The sequence below is a fragment of the Mycobacterium sp. TH-M116 genome, from assembly GCF_057473685.1.
In genome coordinates this window covers 1-6,803 of record NZ_JBYCLC010000371.1, presented here as the reverse complement: position 1 = coordinate 6,803, position 6,803 = coordinate 1, and the positions used below count along the sequence as shown (strand labels likewise).

The window sequence follows — 6,803 nt, the reverse complement described above, 5'->3', positions numbered from 1 at the left end:
GGGTACCGGCGTTCGCACTGGCCTGGGCGCTGGCCCACTTCGCCGGTGGCGGTGAGCCGGCCTCCAGATTCATGGATACGCACCCGCAGTGTGGGCGCGGTGTTTCGGCTGGCACGGCTGCGACAACCGCCTCTACAAGCTGTGGCTATTGCGCGCACCTTTCCGCGGACTGGAAAGACGGGGCCCATCCAGTTCGTCGCGTTGGAGACGATGGGGTGTCCGCCCGATGGCTGGCGACGACGCCGCGTACGACAGGTTTCGCGACGAGTAGGGCGCGGCTCAGCACTGACGCGCGAACGCGCACGCTACGAAACGTCGCACCACATCATGTTCGGCGCGGTCGTCTTAGAGCGGCCAATAGATCAGCGACAGCACGACGCGGGCCGCCCATTGCCCTGCGTGCGGGCCGCCGCCGGTGCGTCGCGTCCGGCGAGGTCGGTGGCGAATCTGCCGGCACGTGCGAAACCACGCCTCGCTCGCCGGCGTCGACCTGCCCGCCGACTCCCATCTGCTGCCGCTGTGCGGGGCGGCCAACCGGGACCCGGCGCGCTCCGGCACGCCCGGCGAATTGCGCCTGGATCGCAGACACATCAAGGGTCACATCAGCTTTGGCAGAGGAGACCATTTTTGCGCCGGCGCGTCTGGAAGTACACATCGTGTTGCGCCTGCTGCGCGAGCGCAGCTCGGCAATCGAGGCGGCCGAGGTGCGCCGGTGGTTGCCGAGAATCCTGGAGCGCCTCGAATCAACGGTCACGCGAGCCGCCTCGGCAGCACGACCGGGGATCGGTGCGCCGCGCGCGGCGAGCCCTACTGCGATGGCGGCTGCGGCGGCTGCGGCGGCTGCGCGTGGCCGACCACGACGAACGCCTCGACCGCGGTGGCCTGGTCAAAACCGGCGATTTCCACGCGCCACTCGTAGATCCCCGGTTCCAGAGGAATCCCCGCGGGGATGTTCAGGGTGAGCGGCATTCGAACGGAGGTGCCGTGGATGGCCCCGGGCGGGCGCCCGGCCTCCGCTACCGCCTCGAAGCTGATCTGCTGTGGCCCGTGTGGTCCCGGCACGGCCACCGGCTCGCCGTCGGTGGTCAAGAGTTGGCACGTCAGCTTGTACTGTTTGTTGGTCTCGTTCCAGTCGATATCCAAGAACAGCACCAAAGCGATTGCGGGCGTGGGGGTTTGGCACTGCCGCCAGCCCAGTCCGAGAGCGTTGACCTTGCCGGATTGGGCGTCGGCCTGCGCCGCGTCCGCGAGGAAGAGGCTGACCTTCATGCGATCGCCGGAACCGCGATCGTTCTTCCGGTTGACACCATGAGACACCGCCCTGCCATTGCTGCCGTCCCCACGAGTTCCTTGCTCTGCTGTTATCGGCTGGATGATACGCCGTGGGCCGAACCCCGGCGCCGCCACGCATGGTCGGGGCATGGGGAGCGGGCACCGGTCAGTGGGCGGGCGGTAGCTGCCGCGGACCCACGGGGGGCTCCAAACCGTGCGATCCCTCCCGCTCGGTCAGCTGCGGCTTGCGCTCGTGCGGTGCCGAGTCCAGGGAAGAGCGGCCCGCGTGAGCCGCCTCCGTTGGCTGCCACGAGGGGGACTGCCGGTGGCTGGTGGAGCTGAGCGCCGGCCGGGCAGCGGCATCGAAGCTCTCCGAATCGACGGTCACCTTTCGGGTGTGCCTGAGCACGAACGTGAGCTCCTCCACCTCTTCGAACACCTGACGCGCGGTGCGCAGCGGCCGGGCAGTCGTGTCGATCACCCGCGCGACGATCGGGGGCACCAGCGGGCGCAGCCACCGAGCCGCAGCCAAGGGGAGCGACGAAATCAACGGCGTGTCGTGCTCGTGGCGGGGCTGGACCTCGCCGCTCGCCTCCACCTGTGCCGGCAGGTGTTCCGGGTCGTCCGGAGCGTCGTCAGGCTCACCACCGGCCGACAGAGGCGCGACCGCCCGGCTGGGCGCCTCGGTTTCCGCGGCGATCGGCAGGTACATCTCTTGCTCCGCCGGCTCGACGGTCCGTCGCGACCACGCGTGAACCGGCGCGTCGAGGGCTTCCACGACGCGCCGGCGCTGTTGTTCGCGGTCGATTTCCCGCTGGGCTTCGATGGCCAGCCGGGCCTGGGTGATTTGATGCTCGGCCCACATGATTTCGGTCGCACGGCGCACCTCGGCCCGCTTGATCGCGATCGTGGTTTCCGCCTCGAGTTCGGCGCGTTCCCGATCCGCGTGCGCGATGGTCCGGCGCTCGTGGGTTGTCTCGCCGCGCCACAGCCGCAACACGAGTGGCAGCAAGTAGACCAGCGTGCAAAACTCGATCGTCAACAGGCGCAACAGCAAGCCTCCGCTGCCGGCCGGCGCGAGGTCGTTCATGGCGGTCCACCGCGGACCGAGGCCCCGACCGGCGCCGGCGATCGCGCTGCGCCGCGCATCGGCGAGGGCTTGCTCCCGGCGGGCGATCTCGGCGTTGAGTTCGGGTGCCATGCCGTCGCGCATCACCAGCGCGCCGTCCAGCTCGCGCCGCGCGTCGGCGAGAAGCTCATTTGCCGTTCGCGTTTCGGGTCCGGGCCCGGGAACGCCGGTGATCCGGGTCTGCGGACATCCGGGGGAAGGGTGGTACTCGCAGCGCGCGGTTTCCAGGGCCTTGTCCTGATTGGCGCGCGCCAGTTCGACGGCATTGTCGAGGCTGTTGCGGGCATGCTGGGTTTGCCGTAGGGCCGCCGCTGCCTGCGCGACCACCGGCGCCGAATCGGCGTTGCGCAGGGCCTGTTCGTCGAGATGGCGGTCGATCGCGCCGGAAAACATCACGAGCGCGGCGAGTTCACCCACGACGACGCCGACCGCCGCCGCCACGGCCACGCGTCCCGCGATCCCGGGCCGGTTCAGGCGCTTCCCGCTCGCGACCCCCCGGGTCGCCGCGCCGACCAGTACGGCGAAGACCAGGGCCGACGGCACGATCGCCGGCAGCGGCCACCATGTCGACTCGGCCATGGCCAGGCTCGCGACACACCAGGCCAGCACGGCTCCCCCCAGCACGATCAAGCCGGCGACCGCGTGGCTGGACCTCTCGTGACGCTCGCCGAGCTCACGCCGGTGTCCGCCACCGAGCCACCTGAGCAGCCCGCCGGCACGCGATCCGGCCGGGCGGTGCTCAGCACATTCGTCGACACCCATCAGAGTCCAAACACCTCCAATCGCTCAAGGCTCCCAGGCCACCGACTCGCACACCGAATCGAGGCGCCCGGATGTGGCGTTGTTCACAACCTCGACGGAGCCCACCGCACCGCGCCGGGTGACACGACACGGCGTGGCTGCCGGGCGAAAATTCCGCGACGCGAGCAGATCAGCGGCTGTTCAGCCGGGCGACATGAGACGGTATAAGCCTATGCAGAGCCATGCTTACATCACCTACGAAGAATTCGGTCGCAGATTCTTCGAATACGCCGTCACCCCTGAACGGGTCGCGGCCGCGTTCGCCGACATCGCGGGCAACGAATTCGCCATGGAACCGATCGCCCAGGGGCCCGGCGGGATTGCCAAGGTGAGCGCGAACGTCAAGATCCACGACCCGCGGGTGACGCGCCGTCTCGATGACAGCATCAGCTTCGTCATCCATATCCCGCTGTCGATCGATCTGCTTCTCGACCTGCGACTCGACAAGCAGCGGTTCGTGATCTCCGGGGACATCGCCCTGCGTGCTGCGGCGCGTGCCGCCGAGCCGCTGCTACTGGTCGTCGAAGTCTCCAAACCGCGGCCCTCCGATATCACCGTCAATGTGTCGTCCAAGTCCCTCCGAGGCGAGGTGCTGCGCATCTTGGCAGGCGTCGACGGTGAGATCCGTCGATTCATCGCCCAGTACGTCGCCGACGAGATCGACGTGCACCAGTCGCAATCCGCCCAGGTCATCGACATTGCCCAGCAGATCAACGCGGCCCGCCCGTAGCTTGCGCTACGCAGGAGTAAGCCCGCGCACATGCGGGTATGCATTCCCGAGATCGCAGGTGTCGACGATGGGGGAAACGAGGAACGTGGCACGAGTGGACGTTTCGATAGCCTCGGACGCGGAGCCGACGACCGCCTGGAAGCTCGCTTCCGATCTGCGCCGATTCGATGAGTGGATGACGATATTCGGCGGGTGGCGCGGCCCGGTGCCGTCGACGATCGAAAAGGGCACCCGGGTGTCGTCGTGCGTCAAGGTCAAAGGCTTCCGCAAAGTCGTTCACTGGAAGGTCACGGGCTACGACGAGACGAAATCGATTGAGCTGCAAGGCTATGGCCGTGGCGGAATCCGGATAGTGGTGAGTATGGAGGTAGCCGCCGGCCCTCCGGGCTCGGAGTTCCATCTGACCGCCGACCTCGGTGGCGGTCTGCTGAGCGGACCGATCGGCAGCCTGGTTGCGTGGGTGATCCGATCCGATGTTCGCAAGTCCATGGACAACATCGACAACCTCGCGTCGTTGCAGTGACCCGGGGACAGGCGGGCCACCGGCGCCTCGCCGGCCAGTGCCGATATTCCGGGCGTGCACACCGGCGCGGGCCTTGCCCAGGGTGAAGTGCGCGGAACTTTCGCAGTCTGCCACCCGAAAAGGCTTTCGAGAAAACGAGATCGATTCAGTCGTCAGTCCGGATCACGGGGCAGCAGCCGACGCACGGCCCGTGTCTCGATGGCGTTGATCGTCAGCGCCCGGCGGCTCATTCGCCAGCCCGCATCCGTCACCGTGTATTCGTCGTCGTAGCGAAGGTGCCACGTCGCATCGATCACTTCTTCGCCGTGCTGATTCCAGTGATGCGCGACGCAGGCGATGCGTCCCCACGCGCACCCGGGGCCCGAAGCTTCGTCGTACACCTCGCCGACGATCGCGTGTTCGGTCCGGGCCACCGCGGCCACCGCGGCCACCGCCGTGGCGATGGCCTGCTGCCCCCGGTGTACGTGGACCGGCCCCAGAGCGCGCGGCGGATCGGGCACCACCAGCTCGGCCGTGGGAGTGAAAAGCCCTGCTGCGTCGTCGAATCGACGGTCGTCGACGTTGGCCGCATAGCGATGGACCAGGTCGCTCAGGGCCACCCGGTCCTCCGCCGAAAGCCTCATCGTCGACGCGCAGTGTTCACGAAGCCAGCGACAGCCGCTGCGCACAGGCCGAGAGCATGTCCTTGGCCTGCTCTATGTCGGTAGTCGGCGGCATCGCCAGGACGACGCGGTCGGCGCCTCGATCGGCAAGGGCGCCTGCCCGCTCGGCGTCGATCTTGGTGACCAGATGGCCCAGTGAGATTTCCAGGCCCGCCGGATCCCGTCCCGCCGACGACGCCTCCTCGCGCATCACCGCGATCAGGGAGTCGAGTTCCGGGCCGCTCACGCCGAGCGGCTGGAAGCCGTCGCCGAACCGTCCTGCGCGTCGCGCAGCCGCTCGGCTGTGCCCGCCGATGTGCACCGGGAATCGTTGGCCGTCAACTGGTTTCGGGTACGACATGACGTTGTCGAAGTCGAAGAATTCCCCGTGGAACGACGCCCCTGTGGGCTTGTCGGCCCACAGCGCCCGCAACACCGCCAACTGCTCGTCGGCGCGCCGGCCCCGGTTGTCAAAGTCGGCGCCGCAGGCCTCCAGCTCTTCCTTGAGCCAACCGACCCCTACGCACAGCCGCAGCCTCCCCCCCGACAGTGCGTCAACGGTCGCGGCTCTTTTGGCCAGCACGACTGGATGGTGGTTGGGCAGCACCAAGACTCCCGTGGCCAGCCCCAGCCGGCTGGTGTGGCCTGCCAGGAACGCCAGCAGATCGAGCGGATCGGGAATCGGGCAATCGGCCGCCAGCCCGACGCGCCCGGAACTGTCGTAGGGATAGACGCTCCGGTAGCGGGTGAGCATAACGGTGTGCTCGACCACCACGATCGACTCGAAACCGCACAGCTCGAGGTGTTCGGCGAAACTCACCATCCAGCCGGGGTCGGCGGTGACACCGTCGGCGACGGGGGCCACGACCGACACCTTCATGGCCGTCAAAACTACAGGGTCGCCGCCGGGCGGCTCAGCCGTCACCCCGCTCGCCGGCGGTGGGCGCGATCGCGGCGCGGACCGCCTGCGCCAGGGCCCCCGCCCGGCGGTCGGTGAACACGTCCTCGAGCATCAACTGCCGGCCGTCCGGTCCGGTCAGCGGAACCCGCCAGTTGGGATATTCGTCGATGGTTCCCGGTTGGTTCTGGGTGCGGCGGTCGCCGACCGCGTCGGTCAGCGCAACCCCCACCAGCCGCGACGGTGTCCGGCCCAGGTATCGGTAGAGGGCGATGACGACCTGCTCGGGGTCGTCCTCCCCGGCGGCGAGCAGGCCTACCCGGCGCAACTCGGTCAGCCAGGCCGCCAGCTCGGTCCGATCCGACTCGAGTTCCTCCGCCACGGGCCGGGTCAGCAGGCGGAGGGAGTCGCGCAGCCGGACGTGGTCACCGGCCAGGTAGCCGGCGGTGGGCGGCAGATCGTGGGTGGTGACCGATGCCAGGCAGTACTCCCGCCAGCGTTCGGCCGGCAGCGGGCCGCCGTTTCCGTCGCGGTCGAGTTCGAACCACAGGATCGAGGTGCCCAGCAGGCCGCGTAACAAGAGGTAGTCGCGCACCCACGGCTCGACCGTGCCGAGGTCTTCGCCGACCACCAGCGCCCCGGCCCGGTGTGCCTCCAGAGCCACGATGCCGATCATCGCCTCGTGGTCGTAGCGCACGTAGGTGCCCTCGTTGGGCGGGGCGCCGGCGGGGATCCACCACAGCCGGAACAGCCCGATGATGTGATCGATCCGCACGCCGCCGGCATGCCGCAACACCGCCTGGATCAGC

The 6,803-nt window shown here is 68.6% G+C and carries 7 protein-coding genes and 1 pseudogene; 3 read left to right on the top strand and 5 right to left on the bottom strand.

Features of this window, described 5'->3' with window-relative positions; genetic code table 11:
• Positions 1-451 precede the first annotated feature (451 nt).
• Positions 452-737 (top strand): annotated as a pseudogene (locus AC2VOK_RS19365) (cytochrome P450); the annotation flags it as partial.
• Between the two features lie 70 nt (positions 738-807).
• On the opposite strand, the gene AC2VOK_RS19360 reads toward AC2VOK_RS19365, so the two are convergent.
• Both AC2VOK_RS19360 and AC2VOK_RS19355 read right to left on the bottom strand, forming a co-directional pair.
• Positions 808-1,269 carry a DUF6941 family protein gene (locus AC2VOK_RS19360; protein ID WP_428901913.1) on the bottom strand — a complete coding sequence of 154 codons (462 nt, stop codon included), beginning with the start codon at positions 1,267-1,269 and terminating at the stop codon, positions 808-810.
• Positions 1,270-1,438: 169 nt separating this feature from the next.
• Complete coding sequence (locus AC2VOK_RS19355; RefSeq protein WP_428901912.1) at positions 1,439-3,163, bottom strand: DUF4407 domain-containing protein; 1,725 nt, start codon at positions 3,161-3,163, stop codon at positions 1,439-1,441.
• 211 nt (positions 3,164-3,374) lie between these two features.
• Between AC2VOK_RS19355 and AC2VOK_RS19350 the strand changes: the two genes are divergently transcribed.
• Together AC2VOK_RS19350 and AC2VOK_RS19345 are read left to right on the top strand one after the other, a co-directional pair.
• Positions 3,375-3,932 carry a hypothetical protein gene (locus tag AC2VOK_RS19350; RefSeq protein WP_428901911.1) on the top strand — a complete coding sequence of 186 codons (558 nt, stop codon included), beginning with the start codon at positions 3,375-3,377 and terminating at the stop codon, positions 3,930-3,932.
• An 85-nt stretch (positions 3,933-4,017) separates the two neighbouring features.
• The gene (locus AC2VOK_RS19345) at positions 4,018-4,455 is read left to right on the top strand and encodes a type II toxin-antitoxin system Rv0910 family toxin (protein ID WP_428901910.1); all 438 of its coding nucleotides are present in this window, start codon (positions 4,018-4,020) and stop codon (positions 4,453-4,455) included.
• A gap of 152 nt (positions 4,456-4,607) precedes the next feature.
• Here AC2VOK_RS19345 and AC2VOK_RS19340 read toward each other — a convergent pair whose 3' ends face one another.
• The 3 genes from AC2VOK_RS19340 to AC2VOK_RS19330 all read right to left on the bottom strand — a co-directional run.
• Positions 4,608-5,078, bottom strand: a complete 471-nt coding sequence (locus tag AC2VOK_RS19340) for a nuclear transport factor 2 family protein (protein ID WP_428901909.1) — start codon at positions 5,076-5,078, stop codon at positions 4,608-4,610.
• 16 nt (positions 5,079-5,094) lie between these two features.
• Positions 5,095-5,976 carry an LLM class F420-dependent oxidoreductase gene (locus tag AC2VOK_RS19335; protein WP_428901908.1) on the bottom strand — a complete coding sequence of 294 codons (882 nt, stop codon included), beginning with the start codon at positions 5,974-5,976 and terminating at the stop codon, positions 5,095-5,097.
• A 34-nt stretch (positions 5,977-6,010) separates the two neighbouring features.
• On the bottom strand, positions 6,011-6,803 hold a 793-nt coding region (locus AC2VOK_RS19330; RefSeq protein ID WP_428901907.1), incomplete at its 5' end, for a 4-alpha-glucanotransferase.